A 20481-nucleotide genomic window follows, 5' to 3' on the forward strand; every position below is an offset into this window, starting at 1 on the left:
CTTCTCGAAGGAGCCGTTAAATTGTTCCCCACCCCAGCATAGGGTCGCTATTCCGACCAAGTCACCGGTTTATCCAGAATGACGCCATCCGTCTCCACCCATTGGCGGAGACTGCCGGCCTGAACTTGAATAACGATGAAATACAAATCCCCAGTACCGTTATTGCGTAGCGTGCGTTCGCCTTCAGGTGCAACGCGGACCGCTGTTCCTTCCTTGACATCAAAAATCTGTCCATCCACCTGGAACTGACCTCGGCCGCCAATGAAAAGGTATAGCTCTTCATTCTCGCGATGTGTGTGATAGAACGGGATAGCGCCTCCCTCCGGCAGTTGGTTCAATGAAACCTCCATGCCGGTTAGTCCAAGCCTATCCTTCAGAAAGTACTTACCTGGGATGGGATCCTTCGTCATACTCAAAAGACCGCTAAAAGAACCTGCTTCCACAACGTTGAAATTAGTTCCGTTCATTTGTCGACTCACCTCGCATATTTTCATTTTCAGCGGCGTTCGTTACTTTCGTTGTTTGTACCTTGCTTTTCAGTTATTTCCATTCCTCCCAACTTTATTAGTTATTACTGCCCTACTATATCATTTAATACATTTTTAGGTTTCTTACGGATTGCTATTTTGCCTTCATCGTAAGAATTGTCAAATTTATCGTCAATTTTGGCATGGGATTGAATGGATGTAAATTGTATTCTTTAAATGGAGAAGAAAGATGAAAACAGCAGTGTCGGGAGGAACGACAATACAATGGAAAATATCAAACGGAAGTCGAACATCGTATTTATACTCGTAGACGATATGGGTAGCTGGGCGCTCGGCAGTGCCGGAAACAGCGAAATTCGCACCCCTCACCTCGACAAGCTCGCTGCCGAAGGGACCCGGTTCGATCATTTTTTTTGCACATCGCCTGTTTGCTCGCCTGCGCGGGCATCGATTATGACCGGAAGAATTCCGTCCCAGCATGGCGTTCACGACTGGATTCGCTCGGGCAACGTGAACCGAGGCGAGCTAAATGAAGAGGTGCGCACGCATCTTGTGTTTGCCGACGAGCGTACCGCAGTCGATTATTTGGCTGGTCAGCCGACTTATACGGAGCTTCTCGCTGAGGCCGGTTATACCTGCGCGTTAAGCGGAAAGTGGCATTTGGGCAACAACGCGGTCCCAAGGAAAGGCTTCGAACGCTGGTTTTCGATCGCCAGAGGGGGCTGCTCCTATATGAAGCCGGATATCGTGCAGGATGGCGAGGTAAAGATCGTGAACGAATACGTAACCGATCTGATCACGGATCATGCACTGCAATTTTTAGACGAGCTGGGGCGTCAAGAATCCCCGTTCTATTTGAGCGTTCACTATACGGCGCCTCATTCGCCTTGGAACCGCTCGGAGCATCCGGAATCGTACGTCGCCATGTACGACGACTGCCCGTTCGAATCGGTGCCGGAGCTCACGCCGCATCCGAACCAGATCCGGACGGCCCCGCATGGGGAAGGGGAACGCCGCAAAGAGCTGCTGCGCGGCTACTACGCATCCATCACCGCCATGGACGACGGAATCGGCAAAATCATGGATATGCTCGAGGAGCGGGGACTTCGGGAGCAAACGCTTGTCGTATTTATGGGTGACAACGGCATGAACATGGGGCATCACGGGGTATGGGGCAAAGGGAACGGTACGTTCCCGCTCAATATGTACGATACGTCGGTCATGGTTCCCGCCATTTTCAGCCAGCCGGGCGTTATTCCTGCCGGACGAATTATGAGTGAGCTGCTTAGCCAGTACGACGTATTCCCAACCCTGTTGGATTACGTAGGACTGTCCAATCCCGAACAGGATCGGCTGCCCGGCCGCAGCTTTGGCGACCTGCTGCGGGGAGAAACGGGAGCCGGCCGCGAGGATATCGTCATCTATGACGAATACGGCCCGGTCCGCATGATCCGGACCCAGGATTGGAAATACGTGCACCGCTATCCATACGGGCCGCACGAGCTGTACGACCTGCGGAATGATCCGAACGAGGACGCCAACCGGGTTGACGATTCGGAGTGCCAAGAGGTGCTTGAAGCGCTGCGGTTCCGGCTAGGGGAATGGTTCGGGAAATACGTGATCCCAGGGAAGGATGGCATATCCGCTCCCGTTACGGGATTCGGGCAGATGAGTCCGCTTGCTCCGGGCGTAACGGAAGGCGGAGCCTTCAAGCCGCTGGCGAAATAGTAAGGAGAGGACGGCTTCTGGCCGTCCTTCGCCATATCCATACTTTCCGTTTCAGGCTTCCGCCTGGATGAGGATATTTTCCATCATACGAGGGGGATCTAGATGAAACGTACCTTTTTCATCCGTCTGCTGCTGCGGTTAACGATCGCCGTCGTATTAATCACGATGCTCGTAGGGGCGCTTATGTACCGGTATACGGCTTCGATGCTCAAGGAGGAAGTGCTGGGCGCCAATACGGAGCTGCTCGCGCAGACAAGAAAGATCGTCGAGCAGGCGCTGGGCGAGGTGCAGCAAATGGCCGGCTCGCTCGCCTTGAACAGCGACGTAGAGAAGGCAGTTTGGCTGACCTGGAACTTGGACGAGGATTATCATTTTTTAGTCAATACGAGTAATCTTTTTTCCGATCGCATCAACTCCTCCAATTATTTGCACTCCATCTACTTGTACAGCGCGGTCAACCAAAAGCTGATTTCCCGTTCGGGCATTGACGACATTTCCACTTTTCCTTATTCGGAAAGCTTGAAGAGCTTCCTTGCGAGCCGCGGAACGTCGGATTGGGAGGCGGATCGTTTGAACGATGGCGGCGGCAGTGACGACGTCATTTCTTTCTATTTCAGCGTTCCGATCCAGAACGCGCAGAAGAAAGGCGTACTGATGATCAACCTGAAGGAGAATGTGCTGTACAATGCGGTCGTGAATACGAATCAGCGCAAGCTGGGGAATGTGGCTATCCTGAATTCGGATGGCGAAGTGCTTTCATATAAAGATAAAAAGCAGCTGCCGACCCGGTTCGACGAGACGGATATGGTGCGGATCCGGAAGGCCAAGGAAGGGTACTTCGTTAAAGACTTGGACGGCAACCAGACCTTGGTTTCGTACATGACTTCTTCACTCAACGGATGGATTTATGTGACACTAAACCCTTACAACGAAGTGTTCAAGCGGTCCAAGGAAGTACTCCGCCTTACGTTGCTGGTTTCTTTCACCGGTCTCGCGCTTGGAGTTCTGCTTATGATCGCGGTATCCGGAATGTCTTACCGACCCGTCAGAAAAATGGTGCAGCATATCGCCTCCAACATCGGAAGGCCGCTGCCGGGCAGCCCGCACGGGGACGAATTCGGTTATATCCGTGACTCGATCGACCATCTCCATCATCAGAATGAAGAGTTCAAAGCGAAGTTTCACGAACAAGAGCTGATCCTGCAGGACCATGTGCTCGTCAACCTCTTATCCGGCAAAGCGAAGGAGAACGACGAAATGCTGCGCCAGATCCGATACTATCGGCTGAATCTGGAACCGGAGCATTTCATCGTCATGGTCTTGCGCATTCATCTGGACGGCATCTTGCTGCCGGAGACGGAGGAGCATGCGCTTAACCTGATCCGGTTTCAAATACGCGCGATAGGCGAGGAAGCGATTGGCCGGTTCGGCAAGGGGGCCTATATCAGCCAGTTTCACCGGCACGATGTCGTCATTCTGAACGCCAGGCAGGAAGATGATCATGAACGGGCGATCGGCAGGGCCAAAGAGCTGGCGTTTCATATGACAAACGCCGTGACCGGACAAATCCCGGACGTGCAGCTGACTATCGGTGTCGGCGGCCGGTTCAGGAGGCTGTCGGATATATCCCTTTCCTACGGCGAAGCGGTGGAAGCACTCTTGTACGAGCGGATCGCAGGCAAAGGGAGCGTGCTGTCTATCCACGACATGCAGGTGAACCGCGGCAACCGGAACCGTTTTATCGTTTATCGCGGCCTGGTAGACAGGCTGGTCGGCGATTTGAAAACCGGCAGCCTGACGCAGGCGCTCCAGACGAAGGACCTAATGATAGGAGAGTTGAAAAACGACCCGCAATTCGGGTTTTCCTATAAGCATATGATTCTGACGCATCTGTTAAACGGGCTCGTTGCGGTCCGGGTGGAATTCGTGAAGAAGGAGGACGAGCCGGACGATGTGGAGAACCGCTGGTTCGCCGAGTTTCCCAAGCTGCACAATCTCGATGAAATCGGTGAGTGGCTGGGGCGAATCATCACGCAAATGGGGGACGAGCTGCGGGACAAGCGTGAGAATAAAAATATCGAAATGATCGGGAAGCTGGCCAGTTATATCCGGGCGCACTATCGCGAACCGATCGGCCTGCAGACGCTTGCCGATCTGGTGTTTATGAACGGCAATTATTTGTCCAAAGTTTTCAAGGAAGTAACGGGAAAGACGTTCATCGATTTTTTAACGGAAATCCGGTTTGAAGAGGCATGCCGACTGCTGAAGGAAACAGACCTGTCCGTTTCCGAAATTGCGGAGCAGACCGGCTTCGGTCAAAAGCAGAACGTCATCCGGACATTCAAGAAATATACCGGCCTAACCCCGACGGAATATCGCAACCGCACCGTCATGGACCGATTAAAGGGCGAGAACTGATCGAAAGATACCGATCCGATCAATTCATACCCAACCTAAGGCAAAAAAAGAAACCGTTTACACCAATTGAATCTTGAGCAAATTCCCCTTATTACCTAATCTGAAAGTGCTTACAAAAAACAACGCAAGGGAGGGGTCATTATGGCTGTGCCGGCAACAGCAGCGGCGGGTGTAGAACCGGCGATCCGCAGGCGTAGAATGCTGTGGAAACGTATGGTTGCGGGACGTTATTTGTACATCATGCTGCTGCCGCTCATCGTTTATTACGGCATCTTTCATTACTATCCGATGTACGGCGCCTTGATTGCATTCAAACAGTTCAGCATCACCAAGGGGATCCTCGGCAGCCCGTGGGTCGGATTCAAGAATTTTGAGTATTTGTTCGGACTGGACAAATTTTGGCAGGTGTTCTGGAATACGATCATCATCAGTGTATACCGGCTAGTTTTCGGATTTCCGATGCCGCTGATTATGGCGATTTTGTTGAACGAAGCTAGACGGATCGTGTTCAAAAGAACCGTGCAGACAATCGTTTATTTGCCGCATTTTATTTCCTGGGTCATTATGGGCGGCTTATTGATCAACTTGCTTTCCACGGACAGCGGCGTCGTCAACAACATCATTAGAGCGTTCGGAGGCAATCCGGTCGGTTTCCTGACGGATGACCGCTATTTTCGCAGCACGCTGGTATGGTCGATGATCTGGAAGGAGTTCGGCTGGAACACGATTATTTATATGGCCGCGCTGGCAGGCGTCAATCCGCAGCTGTACGAAGCGGCCTTGATGGACGGCGCGAACCGGTGGCGGCGCATTTGGCACATTACGCTGCCTTCCATCCGCGGAACGATCGTCATTCTTTTTATTCTGCGTATCGGCAGTCTGATGGAAGCCGGATTCGAGCAAATTTTCATTCTGTACCACCCTGGCGTCTACAACGTAGCCGATATCATCGACACCTATGTGTACCGGATCGGGTTGACGGAAGGCCGCTTCAGCTTGGCTGCGGCCGTCGGATTGTTCAAGTCGGCCATCAACTTCGTGCTGCTGGTCGCCGCCAATCGTCTGTCCAAAATGATGGGCGAGCAAGGAATTTATTAAGAAGCGTGGAGGGGGAGTACAATGCCGCGCGGCGGATTAGGCAGCAGGCTGTTCGACAGCTTAAACAACGTTCTTTTAACTTTGATAGCGCTTTCCACTTTATATCCGTTCTGGGATTCCCTGATCGTATCCGTCACGCCGCTTAACGAAAGCATCGCGACGAACATCCATCTTTATCCGCGGGTCATTACGCTGGAGGCATATCGGTATTTGCTTAAGCTCAGCCAGCTTTGGACCTCGTATAAAGTAAGCATTATCGTCACGGTTGCTGGAACGGCGATCAGCATGGCGGCAACGACGCTGGGCGCTTATGCGCTCTCCAAGAAAGAACTGCCGGGCAGCAGGGTGGTCATGTTCTCCATCGTGTTTACGATGATGTTCGGCGGCGGGGTGATCCCGAACTTCCTGGTAGTCAAGCAGCTCGGGATGTTGAATTCGATCTGGGCGATGATCATTCCGTCGGCAATTCAAACCTATAACTTGATCATCATGCGCAGCTTCTTCTCCACCATTCCGGAAAGCCTGGAGGAGTCAGCCAAAATAGACGGCAGCAACGATGTCGGCATTCTGCTTCGTATCGTCATTCCGCTGTCGATGCCGGCCATCGCCACCGTATCGCTGTTCTACGCGGTGTCGAAGTGGAACGAGTTTTTCACTGCTGTGATGTACATTACCGACAAGGGCATCTGGCCGCTGCAGCTGTTCCTCCGGTCCATGCTGATCGACAACGAAGCTGCGTTTCAGTCGGGAGGAGACAGCCCGTTTCTGCTCGGTCAATCGATTAAAATGGCGACGATCATGATTTCCGCCATACCGGTCATGGCGATCTATCCGTTCTTCCAGCGTTATTTCGTGCAAGGCGTTACACTGGGCGCCGTCAAGGAATGACGGGCGGGATTTCATACAAAGATTCATGATTCAGAAGGAGGAAAACAGATGATGCGTATGCAAAAGGGGATGCTGCTCACGCTTGCTGCCGTATTAGGGGCAACGGCGGCGGGATGCAGCAGCAATGGGAACGAGACGGCACCGAAGCAGGAGAGCAAGACTAGCGGCGCACCGACCAAGATCGTATTCCTGACGCCGGGCGACAATGCGGCGAAGGGGCTTCAGCCGGGCGACCGCGTACTGGCCGAGATCAACAAGCGGCTGAACATCGACCTCGAGGTCAAGTTCGTACCGGAGAACGGCTTTGAGAAAATCAACGTCACCATGGCAACGGGCGAGTGGCCTGACGTCGTCACGATCAACTACCCGTCGCCGTCTGTAAAGCAGTGGATCAGCGAAGGATTGCTGCTGCCGCTTAACGATTATTTGGGCCAAATGCCGACGGTGAAAGACAAGCTGGAGAAAAGCCTGCAGTGGACAGCCGTTGGCGGCAAATATTACGGGTATCCGTTCATCGAGGAGCGGTCCAATGCGGGGCTTGCCTATCGCGCCGACTGGCTCAACAATCTGGGGCTGAAGCCGCCGCAGACGCTGGACGAATTGTATCAGGTGCTCAAGGCCATCGCAACGCAAGATCCGGATAAGAACGGAAAACACGATACCTATGGCATTACCGCCGAGAAAGGCAACGTTCCGTTCAACTTCGTCATGTATGCTTACGGGCTCCCGCACGGGGACTGGGTGCTGGATGGCGGCGGCAAGGTCGTGCCGATTTTCGAGCATCCGGCATTCAAGATGGGCATGCAGTACCTTCGCAAGCTGTGGGATGAGAAGCTGATCGATCCGGAGTTTCTGCTGAACGATTCACAGAAGCGCGAGGAGAAATTTTATCAGGGGAAAGTCGGATTCATGCAAGCCCCGCTATTCCGCCACGTCAATCGGCTCGAGACGAGTCTGCAGAAGGTAACCCCGAGCGACAAACTCGGCTATGAAGCCCCGCCGGCCGGTCCGGACGGCAAACGCGGGATGAGCAATGCACCGAAGAGCGGTTTGTTTACCGCCATTACGAAGAATGCCAAGAATCCGGCCAAAGCGGCACAGTTCATTGAATTTATGCTGTCAAAGGAAGGCCGCAACCTGCTCGAGCTTGGAATTGAAGGCGTTCACTACACGAAGCAGGGCGATAAGATCGTCTACAATGAGCAAGAACGGGCGAAGGACGGGTTCGCCGCTAACGGATGGGCGCATCCGCTGGCCTGGGGCAGCGTCGTCTGGCCACTGACGGAGAATTACTTGCCGCAAACGGAGCCGCAGGCTGATCGGGCAAAGGAATCCGTGGACATCTCGACCAAATATATGGTGCCGAATCTGCTTAACACGACAACCGATGAGGAAGTGGAGCTCGGGAGCGTGCTGAATGAGCTGTACAAGCAATATTTTTTCGAAATGATGACGGGGAAACGTGACATCGACGCGGGTATCGTCGAGTTGTCCAAGAAGTGGCGGGAGCAGGGCGGCAGTAAGGTACTGGATGCGGTCAACAAAGCGTATCAGGCGCAAAAGAAATAGGAGACGCTCAACAATTTCGCCTTTACGAAAAAGAGGCAGTGCCGGCATAACCGGTACTGCCTCTAGGTTTTGAATGCTGTAACCTTCGCAGCACTCGTCTTGAGCATGATGGCTTATTTGAAAATACTTAATCCGACTCCAATCAAGTAAGGAACTAACCACAATCCCCAAACCGCCAAGCTAAACTTATGAAATTGACCGATTTGCTTTTCATCTTTTCTCCATAATAAAAAACGATAAAGCAAGAAATCATGAGAACGTTCCGCAAGGCTGTAACATATGGAGGGGATATTTACCAGCTCGAATATGAGACATATTTACATCACTACCGCAAGTGGAAAGAGTTCAATGGAAAAAGTGCTTTTCCGATTTCTGAGAAATCGATTCAAAGCATTGAGATTGATGTCAAAATCAATCACACGGGGATGATGAAAAAAATTTGCAATGAAGCAGCGAAAGGCGACGAAACCGCACCACCGGATGGCGCGTCGTTGATGGTTAAGGCCAAACATTAGAAGGCCTCTGTCTGAGGACAACGGAAGCCTTTCGTTGCTTTAACGGATCCCCTTCATATGTTCCTTTATATTTGAAGCGAACAGTAAGAGAATTAAACCAAGGATAATCGATATCCCTCCAATGACGCCAAAGTAGAGCATCTCGGTTTCAGGAGTGTAAAATTTAACAATTTGCGCGTTGATGGCCTGCGCCGCGGCGTTGGACAAAAACCACAGGCTCATCGTTTGTGCCGAAAATGCGGTAGGAGCTAATTTGGTCGTAGCTGAGAGGCCTACCGGAGACAAGCACAATTCGCCGACCACGACAATGAAATTACTTAGAACAAGCCACAATGGGTTAACCAAGGAATGGGTCCCGCCAAGATAGGCAGGCAAAAGGATAACAAGAAAGGATAAGCCGGAGAACAATAAGCCTAAGGTGAATTTTTGCGGCACTGACGGCTGTTTGTTCCCAAGTCTCAACCATAACCAGGCAAAAACAGGTGCAAAAATGATAATAAAAAGAGGGTTTAGCGATTGGAACCAAGCAGGCGAAATATGAATTCCCGCATAATCCAATTTGGTACGTTTATCCGCGTAATTGGCGAGGATGGTCGACCCTTGCTCTTGGATAGCCCAGAACATAACGGAAGCAATAAATAAAGGAATATAGGCGACTACTCTTGAACGCTCAGTTGCAGTAGTTTTAGGACTCCGATACATGACAATAAAGTAAAGAGTCGGGATGAGAATACCCAGAATGCTTACCAGAGTCAAAAATGTTTTAAATGTAAGGGCCCCCATTGAAATGGCAACTGCAACTAAGATGGCAATCAATACGGCAACCGAGCCAATTCGGGCGAATACTTTATTTCTATCCGTCGGGGAAAGAGGATTGGCAACAAATGTACCGGCCAGACCAAGATTGTTTTTCTTTGTCATAATAAACACGATTAATCCGATCAGCATCCCGACGGCGGCCAAACCGAATCCAAGATGAAAATTATACTTCATTCCTAAAGTACCGATAATTAAAGGGGAAAGGAATCCCCCAAGGTTAATCCCCATATAAAAAATGCTGAATCCCGCATCGCGGCGATTGTCTTCTTCGCTATATAATTCACCGACTATGCTGGAAACATTCGGCTTCAATAACCCTGTTCCAAGCACAATCACAACCATAGAAGCGAAGAGTGTAACTGCGCCTCCCGGTATGGCCAATAAGATATGGCCCAACATGATCAATATTCCGCCGTAAAAAACGGCCTTTGAGGTTCCGAAAATTCGGTCGGCCAACCAGCCGCCGATCACTCCGGACATATACACCAGTGAACCGTATAAGGACATAATGGAAAGTGCCGTACTTTGAGCAATTCCGAGTCCGCCCTTAGACACTTCATAGTACATATAAAATACAAGTATGGCCCTCATGCCGTAGTACGAGAAGCGCTCCCAAAATTCCGTAAAAAACAAATTAAACAAACCTCTTGGATGTCCAAAGAAACCTGTTTGAGGTACGCTTGCTACAATTTTTTGCTTATTTGAATCCGACATAGAGGACCCTCCTAAATATGTATCGAATAGTATTATTTTCAATAATTCAGATGCTATTCATTAAAAAAAGGCTGTAGAGGAAAGGATGAGGAATCAAGCTGTCTATAAGCAGAAACTACAGTTAAAATGAGCGTCTTTTTTGTTCAACAGCAAATAAGACTTTCGGGTGGGGTTAATGCTAGTATGAAATTGAATCAATTGGCAACGCATGCAACCTTGTTCTATGAAAAGGAGAATGATTACCGATGCTTCTCAACGCATACTATTTCCGGCATCATATGTATTCGCTCGTACCAAGGCATGTCCGCGAGGATATGGAATGGATGGCCGACGTAGGAACGAAGGCAGTTACACTCGCCGTGTTGGAGCAAGATTTATACGCGGCCAAATGGAACATCGAGATCGTTTGCCGTGAGGCTGACCGGTTGGGATGGAAGTCCACGTCGTACCGTCCCGTTGGGGCGGATTGGTTGCCGGCGCACCGAAGGTGCCCAGCATGTTTACAGCGAGGAATCCGCAAACGTGGATTCTTAAGGAGGACGGAAGTCCGCTTTACAGCAAAGCGTCAGGTCCGGCCAGCAGTGTTCATCATCCGGAGGTTAAGCAATTTTTCCGCGAATCGTTGAAAACAATGCTTACGGAATGGCCGATCAAAGGCATCGTATGGGATGAAGTCAAAACATTGGATGTTAAGGATTATTCACCCGAATCCGTTAAGTCATTAGGGAACGAACCGAGTATGGAGCAGTACACGGACGCGGTAAGCGACTTTTTCGACGAGATGGGTGCTTATTGTAAACAGGTTCAACCGAATGTGAAGGTCTCTTCCCGGGGAAGAAATTTGATGGTGACGTTCGGAAATTTAGCGCGGATCCGATCTCCGTATCGTTCGTTGAACTTATCCATCGTATCATCGAATTGCGATTTAAAAACAAGCGTAACCGGTTCCTTCATGTAATCCTCTGAAGTAGTTGTGACGGGGGCAGCCTCTTTACTGCAAGCGGCAAGAGTGGAAGCGAGAAGCATGACGGCACTCATCGGCACAATGATTTTTCTGTATTTGTCACAACGAACCCTCCCTTTTCAATAAATGGTTGCGCTTTCATTTCTACTTAATTTTAGCGTAGTAAATGAACAAATTCAAACAAAATAAGTAATTATCGGTAACTTTTGTACCTGACGACCAGGGCGGAGCGGGGACCGCGGCGGGCGGTTGCTGTCATTGAACAGACCTATTCAATCAATGGAAGGTTTGAGCGGTGTCAGCATTGACAAAAATCTGTTTTGTTTCATCGTTGTCGGAATCGTCGCTGTTGTTTCGAATTGCCGGAATGGGCCAAACGTTGGTTAAATTATGTTCCGATTGCGATTATGGCGGCGTTAATAGGTCAAGAGCTATTCATTCATCATGGGAGGATTTCGTTATTTTCAAATAACCTGGAGCTATACGCAGCCATTCCCAGTTTCTTGATCGCCGTATGGACGCGCAGTTTATTAGGAGCCGTTCTTTCAGGGGTCACGGCATTAATGGTTTTACGCTTTCTTTTTTAAACGAGGCTTGCCGCGGCAAGCCCCTTTTTTATTGATAAGAATTTATAAGTATTCGTAGCTTATAGCTTCGCATCAACCTTGGTAAACGCGCTGGTCCTTGTAAGACAAGGACGGCGTAGCCGTTTATCCTGGATCCAATATATTCATGCTTTTAATATGATTTTTCGTTTCCTGCGTGCCCAATGCGTATAGTTTTTGATAAATTGCTTTTAACGCCAGATCATACCCGTCATTTGCATTGTCATGATGATAAGGGATGGCGGGAGCATGAGCACGCACGAAAGTATCTAACTCATAATCTTCCTTATCTTCAAACAGATCTTCAAGCTGCGTAATTTCTTCAGGCGTTGCCTCGATTTCCAATTCGTAAGAAGCGTCGCCCTGGTGATGCATGATGGTTCGGGATTGGACTGAAACGTAATACTTTTGCTTTTCCATTCTATCCCTCCAAATTTATTTTACATAATACATCCATAGAAATCCCCCCAATAGGGCGGCGATCGGAAATGCAATGTAAACAATAATCATTGGATTCGCCAATATCGGGTGCCTTACCGAGGTAAAATCCATTCCTTTATCAAGTGCTTTGCGTTGTTTCCGTATGACAATGAAGGAATAGATTAGAGAAAAAACACAGACACAGAAAGCCAGTCCAAGTAAACCCATTAGCATCGCAGTTAGGATCTCCTTTGCTCGTTTTTCCCAACAATCTTTTCATTATTAGATTGTCCTTCATTGATAAAACCAATTCCAAAAAAACTGAATTTTGAGGAGAATAAGCTCCGTCATCGTTATTCGCCGCAGTAAGTCATGCCCGTCCCGAAAAAAGGCGAACGCCCGGACTGCATCGGCAGCCGGGCGCTCTTGCATAACGAATTAGATTACCGTTGTCCGTAAAACAATGACCAACAGAATGAAAAGAACGAGAATGACAGCCGTTGATGTAAACAAACCGACGCAGCTACAGCCGCCGAATCCACCACCAAATCCCATAGTAACCATCCTCCCTTCCATTGTTCTAATCCATCATATTAGCGGAGGCCGATTGTGGACTGGACGTATGTATACGAAGTGCAAATATAACGGATAGGGAGGAGTGATCCGAGAAGAGGAGGAAAATCGTCTTTTTCTGAGCATCAAAAATAGTCATAAGTACAAGCGGAATGGCTCCTATCCGTATACAATAAACTGTTGATATCACCGGATAACTGATATCACGCTGGTTTGGTGAAATTATCGCTTAAGGAGGGAAAACCATGAGCTGTGCATCTTGTTTCGGCGGATTCACTTCGACGGCTGTCATTCTTGTTCTTTTCATTCTGTTGGTTATCATCGGCCGTTCCATTCTGATCTAATTGTCTGGCAATAATAAAGAAAAATTAGGGGGTTGCCGCGGCAACCCCCTAATCGGCTTGATCTTCAGCATCTAAGATGGGACACCGTACTAAGATCATACTTACTAAAGGCAGGGTGATGTGACAATGGGACGTACCGTGATTGATACAACAGCAAGACAGTGGGTGGGCCAGCCCGTTTACATTTTACTGAAGGATGGCAATTATTATATAGGAATGGTCAAAAGGATAACCAAAAAACAAGTGATCCTTGCAGATGCAAGAAAAAGCACGCAAAAAGGCCGATCAAAGCAGCTCTCGAATGCCAAAAATGTACAAATATCGGGGTTCCTCGGTTCCATGCTTGGGGCAGGCAATGCGGGACAGCTGCCATTCGGCGGTATAGGGGCAGGTACGCAAAGTCCCGCAAATACCGGCGGTTTTTTCGGCACGTTAGGTAAAGCCTGGCCTATGGTCAAAGTAGGGATAGGCATGATTCAAACGATATGGCCGTTATTTAGATCATTCAAGATTTAAGCGCTAAACCAAGCGAAATCCGAAGCCGGCAAAGGATTCTTACGAATCTTCACCGGCCTCCTTATTTTTCTGGCGTATTCGAATGTTCTTCTCGGCATTGTCGGGGTTCTCGTTGGTGCTTGCTTCGACATGGAAAGGAGCATCAATGAGATCATTGTCCATCACAAGGCTGGCAATTTGGCTTAACCGGTTGCCCCCGAGGCTTTTGCCCGTACCGTAATTCACTTTTTGGTTGCTTCTCCAGCCGAGCTGTTTGTTATCGCCCAAGTCAATCGCGGAGCCGGTGGTAACCGTATTTGCATTAACGGATTGAAATTCAACGGCGCTTTGCTGCAGCGTTTGACCGTCCTTCGATAAATGGATATATTTTAAATCTTCCACCGATGCATCCAAGACGTCTTGATCGTATACAACATTAACGGCGTTCGTGAGTACAGCGTCATTCAGGATGCCGAAGCCTTGATTGCTCTTCGAGTAGCTGCTCCAGGCGATGGCTTGATTCGTTCCTATAAATATGCCTGAAGAATTCTCAATATTGTTCACGATCAGTTTATTAAAAATGACGCAAGCCTTCTGATTGGGCAAGCTCAAGCGAAAACCTCCTTTCCTTTAAGAGGCTGTGCAGTATCGCTCTTACAGGGCCTGATTCTGGAGAGAAGCGGCAGGCTGGAGTTCAGTAATAGGATTATCGATAACGTCATTGTCAATCAAAGTCGTCAGGAAGCCCGCTTCGATGTTTTGTCCGAATAGCTGACCGTTCCCGAAATTCGCTTTGCCGTTTTGATTCCAGTTGGATTGGGATATCTCTCCGACCCCGATCATACTTCCTCTGTTCAATGTATTTACGTTGATCGCACCCGCTGCGAGTGAAATAAAGACTGCCAAGCTCACACCTCCCGATAAACTTATATCTGTATGGTATTCCGCCCAATTCTGAAAGTGACAACATATTTTTAGCACCTTTTAGCGGCTGGCGGAATGACCGGGGGATGGTGCCGAGTTACCGATTACGGGTTCCTCAGCCTGAGTCTTTTCACTCGTGGATAATACCAATTTCTTTAACCAGTCCGGAGCCTCGGAATCGGAAATGTTCAGCATATCCAGAAAATCGGAGTCGTTCAAGAGAGACCGAATCCCGGAGACCACGTTGCGGTCGCCGCTGACGGAACCGAAGCCCTGCGTTAATTTCTGGTGGCTCTCAAATCCGGTAGGCCAGTTATTGCCCATATTAATACAAGCGGCATTTTCCACTGAGCCGATGCGGATGGACCCGATTACAAATTGCGGAGACAAAAATGAAGCCAAAGCGGCCCCCTCCAATCGCTTGAGAAGTAACCCGCTATTTGGGCCTTATCCGGTAACCGGTAGGCGTAGACTGCAAGCCCGTTCCGGGAGCGGAGGACGGTTGTTCTTCGGAAAAGGAATCCGTTTCGCCGGCGGATGGCGAAGCCTGTTTTTTGCTGCGCTGCTGCTGCGTTTTCGCCAGAGGCAGGTCCGGGCCTAATGGGGTTCCGAAATTATTGCCTAAATTCAAAGAACCGCTCAAATGCTCAATATCGAGCGCATCCAAGTGATATTCCAGCTTCTCGAGTACAGGCTGATGAATATGTACATTTTCGATGGTAATTTGGGTTGATTTCGTGGACAGGCGCTCCAGCGCCTCTTCGATATGACGGAATCGGGCGGTTAATTCTTGTATCCGGTTATCCAAGTCTCTTGCCAGCGTTTCGGGAGGGGGCTGTTTTTTCCTTTTCCAAAAGAACGGCATCACTTGTCTTTTGAAATCGTATCAAAATCATCGCCATCGTCTATTTCGGCTCTTAAGTCGGTAATCAAGCAATGGTGTCCTGTTACCGTTCCCATGCTTTGATTTTGTTTGGAATGCTGTTTAAATTTCCATTGCATATTGCTCCCTGTAAATATTCCCGATGATTTGGAAACGGTTCGCACCTGAATGTCCCGGAATTGGATGTGCATCATGCGTACACTCCCTTAGATAGCTTCTTTATTAAATATATGTTTTCCATCAGCGTTACATATCAAGAATATCAACAGGAATGGACTGTTGCTGCGCGTCCTGCTTGATTGGAAGCTCGATGATAAGCAAGCCGCGGCTGTACTTCGCATGAATTCCGTCCGTAGAGACGGGTCCCGGCATCGATAAAGCGCGGCGGAAACCGCCGAAGAACCGTTCATTCAAGGAAATGCGGCTGTCGGACACGGGATAGAGACAAGGAATTTCTCCTTCCAGGACCAGTGTATGTCCTTCAATCGAAATGCGGATCTCGTCCAGCGACTCAAGTCCCGGCAGCTCCGCCAGCACAATGACTGCGGATCCGGTGTGATACATATCGATACGAGGTCCCGTATTCGGAATCAGCCCGGCGATCTCCTGCCAGAATTCCTCACCTAAGATCTCGCTGGCTTGTTTATGGAACGCGTTCCGGTCTTTATTGGGACGATTTCTTTTGTTGTCCTCCATGCTCCTCACCTCTCTTGGCTCGATACATTTATATGAAGTGAGAGACGTAATATTGAACAAATCTACAATTTTTGAAGCATGAGAAACGGGTTTACAAGAAGAAGCGCGGAGCGCAAAGAAGTTATTTGCCTCCGCTGAATTTTTTAAGAAGATAAAGGATCGAGGAATACTCGCTTCTCCGGCGGCAACCGCGGAAAAATTAGTCGATCTGTTGGTCGGGAATCAATTTGTGCAAGGGACGGTTGTGGAAGAGCTGTAACGATGCAGGCCGGATAACATAAGGAGGGGATGCCCCATCTTACCGTCCCGGCAGGATGGGGATGATAGCCGCTGCCGAGCTTAGCTGCAGGAGCAGTTCAGCACCGGCTTGCGGGCCGCCTGCGTTTCGTCGAGACGGCGGACGACGGTGTTGTGCGGGGCGCTGAGGAGCAGCTCGGGCTGCTGCTTCGCTTCCTCCGAGATCCGAATCATGACGTCGATGAAGGCGTCGAGCGTTTCCTTGCTTTCCGTTTCGGTCGGCTCGACCATCATGCATTCTTCCACATTGAGCGGGAAATAGATGGTCGGAGGGTGGTAGCCAAAGTCCAGCAGCCGCTTGGCGACGTCTAGAGTCCGCACGCCGTATGCCTTTAAGCTGCGGCCGGACATGACGAACTCGTGCTTGCAGACACCCGGATACGGAATCTCAAAGTGTGGTGCGAGCCGGTGCATCATGTAATTGGCGTTCAGAACGGCGCATTCCGATACGTAACGCAGCCCTTCCGGACCGTAGGAACGGATGTAGGTGTAGGCCCGGACGAGGATGCCGAAGTTGCCGTAGTACGCTTTTACCCGGCCGATGGACGCTGCTCCTTCATGATCGAGAAAGAACGTGCCGTCTTCGCGCCTCGCCACAACCGGTTTAGGCAAAAAGGGAACGAGCTTATGCTTCACCCCGACCGGACCGGCGCCCGGTCCGCCGCCTCCGTGAGGTGTGCTCATCGTTTTGTGAAGATTCAAGTGCACGACGTCAAAGCCCATGTCGCCGGGGCGGGTGATGCCCATGATGGCGTTGGAATTCGCGCCGTCGTAATAAAGCAATCCCCCGGCCTCGTGCACGATGTCTGCAATCTCCCCAATGTGTTCCTCAAACAAGCCGAGCGTGCTGGGGTTGGTCAGCATCAGCGCGGCCGTATCCGGACCGACGGCTCTGCGCAGCGCGTCCAAATCGACGAGGCCCCGTTCGTTCGAGGCGATCGTGATGGTGTCAAATCCGGCTGCCGCGGCGCTGGCGGGGTTGGTGCCGTGCGAGGAGTCGGGCACAATGACCTTCGTCCGTTTCTCGCCCCGGCTCTCATGGTAGGCCCGGATCATCATTAGCCCGGTCCATTCGCCGTGGGCACCGGCGGCCGGCTGCAGCGTCACCTGATCCATTCCGGTGAGTGCGGCCAAATCGTTCTGCAGCGTGTACAGGAGCTGGAGCGCCCCTTGGATGCTTTCCTCCGGCTGGTATGGGTGGATTTTGGCGAAGCCGGCAAACCGGGCCGTATCCTCGTTTATTTTCGGATTGTACTTCATCGTGCACGAGCCGAGCGGATAAAAGCCGTTGTCGACGCCGAAATTGCGGCGGGACAGCTCGGTGTAATGCCGAATGACGTCGACCTCGTATACCTCGGGCAGCTCCGCGGGCTTGCTGCGCAGCATCGATGCAGGAATAACGTCGGCAGGGTCCGATTCCGGCACATCGCAAGGAGGCAGCGAATAGGCGACCCGTCCGGGCCTGCTCATTTCGAATATTAACGCTTTATCCGGTCTCATGCGAGCTCCCCCAATCGTTCGACGAATCGGTCGATTTCTTGTTTCGTCCGTTTTTCGGTGACGGCGACAAGCATATGCCCCTGAAGCCCCGGATAAGCGGATCCCAGGTCGTACCCGCCGATAAAGCCGGCTTCCAACAGCTTCTTGTTCCATTCGCTTACGGCCGTGCCTTCCGGCAGAGCAAGAACGAATTCGTTGAAGAACGGCGCCCCGAACGGAAGCTTGAAGCCGGATAGCGCGGACAAGATACGCGAAGTATAGCGGGCCTTTTGCCAATTCAGAAGGGCGGCCTCGGGGAGCCCCGCTTTGCCCATAACGGACAAATAAACCGATGCGCATAAGGCCAAGAGCGCCTGATTCGAGCAAATGTTCGACGTTGCTTTCTCGCGCCGGATATGCTGCTCTCTCGCCTGGAGCGTCAGCACGAAGCCGCGTTTCCCGTCGCGGTCGACCGTTTGGCCGACGATCCTGCCCGGCATCCGCCGCATCAGCGGCTCGGCGACGGCGAAGAAGCCGCAGGTCGGGCCGCCGAAGGAGGACGATATGCCGAGCGGCTGCGCATCGCCTACGACGATGTCGGCGCCGATATGCCCCGGGGCCTCCAGCAGTCCGAGCGACAACGGATTCGTGCTGACGACGAGCAGGCCTTTGTGTGCGTGAATGAGCGGTTCGATGGCGGTCAAGTCCTCCAGGCAGCCGAAAAAGTTCGGGGATTGCACGATGACGGCGGCCGTTTGCTCGCCCACGCAAGCTTCCAGCTTGCCCAGGTCGGTTACGCCGTCGGCATAGTCGATTTCAATGATGTCCAGGCCCAAGCCGCGCGCCGTCGTACGCAAGATGTCGCGCGCTTCCGGATGGACGGTGCGGGAGACGGCGATCTGCTTCCGCTTCGTGGCTCCGCTGGAGAGTACAGCCGCCTCCGCCAGCGCCGTAGCGCCATCATACATGCTCGCGTTGGCCACCGCCATGCCGGTCAATTCGCAAATATACGATTGAAACTCGAAGATGGCTTGAAGCTCGCCTTGGCTTATTTCCGGCTGATACGGAGTATAGGCGGTGTAAAATTCGGACCGCGAAAGGATATGGTTGATGACGGCCGGCACATGGTGGTCATACAAGCCGGCGCCGAGAAAGCTCGGATAACGTTCGCTGTCGGCGTTGCGGCCTGCAAGCTCCTTCATATGGGCAAGCAGCGTCGGTTCGTCCATGGCGGACGACATCGGCAGCGTTCCGCGGTAGCGGACGGATTCGGGAATGTCCCGGAACAGCTCTTCTATAGACGTGATGCCGATCGTCTTCATCATCACGGCCCGGTCTTGTTCGGTCATCGGAATATAACGATGCTTGAAGCTCATAGGGGATCCTCCTTCTAGGCTTCTGCGGTCTGGTCAGCTGCTTCGTCGGTAGAACGGCGTTTTGACGACTTCCGCTTGCAAACGTTTGCCGCGGATTTCAACCCAAACGGCGGTTCCCGGCTCTGTAAAAGCGGCGTCGATCAACGCCAGCCCGAGATTGCGTTTCAGCGTCGGGGACTGCGTTCCGGATGTGACTTCGCCGATCGCCAGGCCGTCCGCAAAGACCGGATATCCGGTGCGCGGAATGCCGCGGTCGATCATTTCGATGCCGACAAGCTTGCGCGCCAATCCGTATTCTTGCTGCCGAATCAAGGCATCGCGCCCGATAAAGGAGTCCTTCCCCAGCTTGACGAACGAGCCGAGTCCGGCCTCCAGCGGAGAAACGTCCTTCGACAATTCCTGGCCGTAGAGCGGCAGCTTCGCTTCGAACCGCAAGGTATCGCGCGCGCCGAGGCCTGCGGGGACGAGCCCGAAGGGCTCTCCGGCTTCCATCAGTCCCTTCCAAAGGGTCTGTGCTTGATCCGCCGCTGCATAGAGTTCAAATCCGTCCTCTCCGGTATAGCCTGTACGGGAGACGAGGGCCGGTACGCCGCACACGGCGGCTTGAGTCAAGAAACGGAAGGGCGCCAGTCTGTCGGCAGCCGCAGTCGTCACGCGGGCGAGGATGGCGGCGGCATTCGGACCCTGCAGGGCAAGCAGCGCCGTTTCGTCGGAGACGTCCTTCAAGGTTACGTCCCCGATGAGATGCTCCTGCAGCCAATCAAAATCTTTGGCGGTGTTGGATGCGTTCACGACAAGCATATAATGATCGGCCGACAACCGGTAGACAAGCAAATCGTCGACGACCCCTCCTTCCGGGAAGCACATGAGCGAATACTGCGCCTGACCGTCGGCCAGCCGCGATACGTCGTTCGTCGTCATCCGCTGCAGAAACGCCTCGGCAAACTGCCCTGTTGCCAGAAACTCCCCCATATGGGACACATCGAATAAACCGGCTTGCTTGCGTACCGCGTCGTGCTCCTTTTGTATCCCGGTAAACTGCACCGGGAGCTCCCAGCCGCCGAAGTCGATGCAGCGGGCGCCTTCATACCCGGCATAGAGCGGATACAGCGGAGTTCTTCTCCATGTGGCCATCTCATCCTCACCTCGTCGATAGTTTAATCTGCGAAAATGCGAAAAAGACAGGGC

At 51.5% G+C, this 20481-nt stretch carries 23 protein-coding genes; 10 read left to right on the forward strand and 13 right to left on the reverse strand.

What is annotated here, in order from left to right; all coding sequences use genetic code 11:
* Positions 1-47 precede the first annotated feature (47 nt).
* Positions 48-467: a cupin domain-containing protein gene (locus O9H85_RS00750; protein ID WP_269879358.1), complete on the reverse strand. Its 420-nt coding sequence runs from the start codon at positions 465-467 to the stop codon at positions 48-50.
* Between the two features lie 285 nt (positions 468-752).
* Here O9H85_RS00750 and O9H85_RS00755 point away from each other — a divergent pair, with 285 nt between their 5' ends.
* The 6 genes from O9H85_RS00755 (at position 753) to O9H85_RS00780 (ending at position 8704) form a co-directional block, all read left to right on the forward strand.
* A complete protein-coding gene (locus O9H85_RS00755) occupies positions 753-2216 on the forward strand; it encodes a sulfatase-like hydrolase/transferase (protein WP_269879359.1) in 1464 nt (487 codons plus the stop codon).
* 102 nt (positions 2217-2318) lie between these two features.
* Positions 2319-4634: a helix-turn-helix domain-containing protein gene (locus tag O9H85_RS00760; RefSeq protein WP_269879360.1), complete on the forward strand. Its 2316-nt coding sequence runs from the start codon at positions 2319-2321 to the stop codon at positions 4632-4634.
* A 141-nt stretch (positions 4635-4775) separates the two neighbouring features.
* Entirely contained in the window at positions 4776-5732 is a 957-nt protein-coding gene (locus O9H85_RS00765; RefSeq protein WP_269879361.1) for an ABC transporter permease, read from the forward strand.
* A 21-nt stretch (positions 5733-5753) separates the two neighbouring features.
* A complete protein-coding gene (locus O9H85_RS00770; protein ID WP_269879362.1) occupies positions 5754-6620 on the forward strand; it encodes a carbohydrate ABC transporter permease in 867 nt (288 codons plus the stop codon).
* A 48-nt stretch (positions 6621-6668) separates the two neighbouring features.
* On the forward strand, positions 6669-8189 hold the full coding sequence (locus tag O9H85_RS00775; protein ID WP_269879363.1) for an extracellular solute-binding protein: 1521 nt from the start codon (positions 6669-6671) through the stop codon (positions 8187-8189).
* A 236-nt stretch (positions 8190-8425) separates the two neighbouring features.
* Positions 8426-8704, forward strand: coding sequence for a Ger(x)C family spore germination protein (locus O9H85_RS00780; protein ID WP_409348087.1), 279 nt, complete (start codon positions 8426-8428; stop codon positions 8702-8704).
* 39 nt (positions 8705-8743) lie between these two features.
* Here the strand turns inward: O9H85_RS00780 and O9H85_RS00785 are convergent, their stop codons facing one another.
* Complete coding sequence (locus O9H85_RS00785) at positions 8744-10237, reverse strand: peptide MFS transporter (protein ID WP_269879365.1); 1494 nt, start codon at positions 10235-10237, stop codon at positions 8744-8746.
* A 430-nt stretch (positions 10238-10667) separates the two neighbouring features.
* Here O9H85_RS00785 and O9H85_RS00790 point away from each other — a divergent pair, with 430 nt between their 5' ends.
* Together O9H85_RS00790 and O9H85_RS37425 are read left to right on the forward strand one after the other, a co-directional pair.
* Positions 10668-11195 (forward strand): alpha-galactosidase, encoded by a 528-nt coding sequence (locus O9H85_RS00790; RefSeq protein WP_269879366.1) that lies wholly within the window; start codon positions 10668-10670, stop codon positions 11193-11195.
* A gap of 365 nt (positions 11196-11560) precedes the next feature.
* Positions 11561-11788 carry an AzlD domain-containing protein gene (locus tag O9H85_RS37425; RefSeq protein WP_409348078.1) on the forward strand — a complete coding sequence of 76 codons (228 nt, stop codon included), beginning with the start codon at positions 11561-11563 and terminating at the stop codon, positions 11786-11788.
* A gap of 123 nt (positions 11789-11911) precedes the next feature.
* Here O9H85_RS37425 and O9H85_RS00800 read toward each other — a convergent pair whose 3' ends face one another.
* Both O9H85_RS00800 and O9H85_RS00805 read right to left on the reverse strand, forming a co-directional pair.
* Positions 11912-12226, reverse strand: coding sequence for a hypothetical protein (locus O9H85_RS00800; protein ID WP_269879367.1), 315 nt, complete (start codon positions 12224-12226; stop codon positions 11912-11914).
* A gap of 438 nt (positions 12227-12664) precedes the next feature.
* The gene (locus O9H85_RS00805; protein ID WP_269879368.1) at positions 12665-12781 is read right to left on the reverse strand and encodes a YjcZ family sporulation protein; all 117 of its coding nucleotides are present in this window, start codon (positions 12779-12781) and stop codon (positions 12665-12667) included.
* 263 nt (positions 12782-13044) lie between these two features.
* Here O9H85_RS00805 and O9H85_RS00810 point away from each other — a divergent pair, with 263 nt between their 5' ends.
* Together O9H85_RS00810 and O9H85_RS00815 are read left to right on the forward strand one after the other, a co-directional pair.
* Positions 13045-13143: a YjcZ family sporulation protein gene (locus O9H85_RS00810; RefSeq protein ID WP_269879369.1), complete on the forward strand. Its 99-nt coding sequence runs from the start codon at positions 13045-13047 to the stop codon at positions 13141-13143.
* Between the two features lie 126 nt (positions 13144-13269).
* Positions 13270-13659, forward strand: coding sequence for a hypothetical protein (locus tag O9H85_RS00815; RefSeq protein ID WP_269879370.1), 390 nt, complete (start codon positions 13270-13272; stop codon positions 13657-13659).
* 39 nt (positions 13660-13698) lie between these two features.
* Here the strand turns inward: O9H85_RS00815 and O9H85_RS00820 are convergent, their stop codons facing one another.
* From O9H85_RS00820 to gcvT, 9 genes are all read right to left on the reverse strand, one after another.
* Positions 13699-14250 carry a hypothetical protein gene (locus O9H85_RS00820; RefSeq protein WP_269879371.1) on the reverse strand — a complete coding sequence of 184 codons (552 nt, stop codon included), beginning with the start codon at positions 14248-14250 and terminating at the stop codon, positions 13699-13701.
* A 42-nt stretch (positions 14251-14292) separates the two neighbouring features.
* The gene (locus tag O9H85_RS00825) at positions 14293-14550 is read right to left on the reverse strand and encodes a hypothetical protein (protein WP_269879372.1); all 258 of its coding nucleotides are present in this window, start codon (positions 14548-14550) and stop codon (positions 14293-14295) included.
* Between the two features lie 72 nt (positions 14551-14622).
* Positions 14623-14964 carry a hypothetical protein gene (locus O9H85_RS00830; RefSeq protein ID WP_269879373.1) on the reverse strand — a complete coding sequence of 114 codons (342 nt, stop codon included), beginning with the start codon at positions 14962-14964 and terminating at the stop codon, positions 14623-14625.
* A gap of 34 nt (positions 14965-14998) precedes the next feature.
* The gene (gene gerPC, locus O9H85_RS00835) at positions 14999-15370 is read right to left on the reverse strand and encodes a spore germination protein GerPC (RefSeq protein WP_269879374.1); all 372 of its coding nucleotides are present in this window, start codon (positions 15368-15370) and stop codon (positions 14999-15001) included.
* A 56-nt stretch (positions 15371-15426) separates the two neighbouring features.
* Positions 15427-15639 carry a hypothetical protein gene (locus O9H85_RS00840; RefSeq protein ID WP_269879375.1) on the reverse strand — a complete coding sequence of 71 codons (213 nt, stop codon included), beginning with the start codon at positions 15637-15639 and terminating at the stop codon, positions 15427-15429.
* Positions 15640-15691: 52 nt separating this feature from the next.
* Positions 15692-16141 (reverse strand): Hsp20/alpha crystallin family protein, encoded by a 450-nt coding sequence (locus O9H85_RS00845; RefSeq protein ID WP_269879376.1) that lies wholly within the window; start codon positions 16139-16141, stop codon positions 15692-15694.
* Between the two features lie 339 nt (positions 16142-16480).
* Entirely contained in the window at positions 16481-17938 is a 1458-nt protein-coding gene (gcvPB, locus tag O9H85_RS00850; RefSeq protein ID WP_269879377.1) for an aminomethyl-transferring glycine dehydrogenase subunit GcvPB, read from the reverse strand.
* Entirely contained in the window at positions 17935-19293 is a 1359-nt protein-coding gene (gene gcvPA / locus O9H85_RS00855; protein WP_269879378.1) for an aminomethyl-transferring glycine dehydrogenase subunit GcvPA, read from the reverse strand. The genes gcvPB and gcvPA overlap by 4 nt, the downstream gene beginning before the upstream one ends.
* A gap of 33 nt (positions 19294-19326) precedes the next feature.
* On the reverse strand, positions 19327-20427 hold the full coding sequence (gcvT, locus tag O9H85_RS00860) for a glycine cleavage system aminomethyltransferase GcvT (protein ID WP_269879379.1): 1101 nt from the start codon (positions 20425-20427) through the stop codon (positions 19327-19329).
* Positions 20428-20481 lie beyond the last annotated feature (54 nt).

Source organism: Paenibacillus gyeongsangnamensis, assembly GCF_027533625.1.
GTDB lineage: Bacteria > Bacillota > Bacilli > Paenibacillales > NBRC-103111 > Paenibacillus_G > Paenibacillus_G gyeongsangnamensis.